Origin of the sequence: Bacillus sp. 220_BSPC (assembly GCF_001054655.1) — a bacterium.
Classification (GTDB): Bacteria; Bacillota; Bacilli; order Bacillales; family DSM-1321; genus Peribacillus; species Peribacillus frigoritolerans.
In genome coordinates this window covers 1-1,879 of the sequence record NZ_JVPL01000168.1, presented here as the reverse complement: position 1 = coordinate 1,879, position 1,879 = coordinate 1, and the positions used below count along the sequence as shown (strand labels likewise).

Annotated in this window: 1 protein-coding gene and 1 riboswitch; the gene reads right to left on the bottom strand. The window is 40.8% G+C overall.

The annotated features are described in order from the left end of the window. Nucleotides 1-132: 132 nt before the first annotated feature. Complete coding sequence (locus ADA55_RS11430; RefSeq protein WP_048683700.1) at nucleotides 133-1,002, bottom strand: 5'-methylthioadenosine/S-adenosylhomocysteine nucleosidase; 870 nt, start codon at nucleotides 1,000-1,002, stop codon at nucleotides 133-135. 178 nt (nucleotides 1,003-1,180) lie between these two features. Beyond that, nucleotides 1,181-1,284, bottom strand: a riboswitch (purine riboswitch). Between the last annotated feature and the right edge of the window lie 595 nt (nucleotides 1,285-1,879).

Genomic DNA, 1,879 nt, shown 5'->3' with positions numbered 1-1,879 from the left:
AAAATAGACAAACTCGATTTTCATCGAGTTTGTCTACAGTCTGAGAAGAGCACATAATCTGTGCTCTTCTTTTTTTCATTATAGGGATAGTTGACCAAAAAGATTCTAATTCTATATGTTCCTAGCCCGATCTTATTTGCTTGGCATCGAAGAGATATATTTTTTGACCACATCATACACATATTCTTGATTGGCTGCTGCTGTATTAGGGTTATATTTACCGCCATTCACTTTGTTATTGGATAGCACTCGTATACCTAGGAAGGGCACATCGTAAGCTTTGGCGATTTGTGCTGCCGAAGCTCCTTCCATTTCTTCCACGGATGTACCATATTTCGTATGGAACCATTTAATCCGATCCACTTCATTATTCCAAACATCCGCAGAACCGATAGTACCATCGACAACCTTACCTTTTGTGTAGGTATCTTTAACTGCATGAGCAGCTGCGAGTAAATCCTTATCTCCTTCGTAGAAGCGTGGTTTTTCAGCGTTAGGATCTTCTCCTGCACTTCCTTCAGAAGCCATTAGGTCCATTGGTTTCCATATGGTTGGATCGATTCCCTCGTTTACAGCTTTATCGGCCGTTTTTAATGAACCTAGGTTTACCGTTCTTTCTCCTAAAACAATATCAAAAACGTTTAAGCTTGGATCATGTCCACCTGATGTCCCTTGATTGATGATGGCAATAGGGTTATATCTTTCCATTGCCACTGCTGTAGCGGCAGCCGTATTTTCCATCCCTTTACCTGTTTTTGCAACGATTACAGGATAATTGTCTAAAGTTCCAATGTAAAATACAAAATCCCCTGATTTTTCTTCTTTAACATTTTCTAGCTTTTTAGCGAAATTTTCAGCTTCGATTGGCATTGGACCTTGAACCATAATAGGCCTTTGTGTCTTTTTCTCGACCGTTTCATTTTTGGAAGCAGAACTGCAAGCTGCAATCACCGACACGAAAAGTAAAGTAATGATTCCTAATAGAGTGTACTTTTTTAACATGTTTTTTCTCTCCTTAAAAACAAATTATCCGATTGTTTGAAACACTCGCAGTTGTGGTCAAAGAAAAAGGTCCAGAACGGCAGAATGAATGCTGCCTTCTAGACCTACGATAGTCAAAGTATAGATGATCAAGCAAAAATGAAGCGATTGCTAAATCATTAGCTGCTCAAAAAGCGGGCGGCCGAATACTTTAACTCGTAGTCTAGTTCTTTAACTGGGAACCAGGTAGAAACGCTCAGACCATATTTCCGAGCATATACGAGTAATTACGATTATTACTTTGCTAATATAACAAACAAATGCTAGATAATCAATGAAAAAGTGAACATTAAAATGTAAAAATAATATAATGTTCGTGTTTTGAGTGGTGTGGTTCGTTGGAAAAGCTATTTCTTACAAGGTAAATGGGTTTTAGTGGGATTTGGACACAATCATAATGTGGGTGATTTTCGAATCGTATAATTTAAAGGCCAAGTCAGAGATAGAAGATTCGGAAGTGTCTCAACCCGAACATAACTTTAAAACAAGACTATGGTTTAGATGTAAATCTGATCGTTGATTTCCACTCCAGTTACTCGCTTTCCGCGGGCGGTCGTGGAGCCTCCTCGGCTTGCGCCTGCGGGGTCTCCCCTAGACGCGCTTTTCCCGCAGGAGTCTCGTACCTTCCGTTCCAATCAACTTTGTTTTAAAAGATAGAAATCTTTTTTGTCTACAGTTTTGTCAGTGTATCCACTCCAGGCACTCGCTTTCCGCGGGCGGTCCTGAAGCCTCCTCGGCTCTCGCCTGCGGGGTCTCCATTGGCCACGCTTTTCCCGCAGGAGTCTCGCACCTTCCGTTCCAATCAACTTTGTGTTTTAAAAGAAAAAACTGCTGGCTC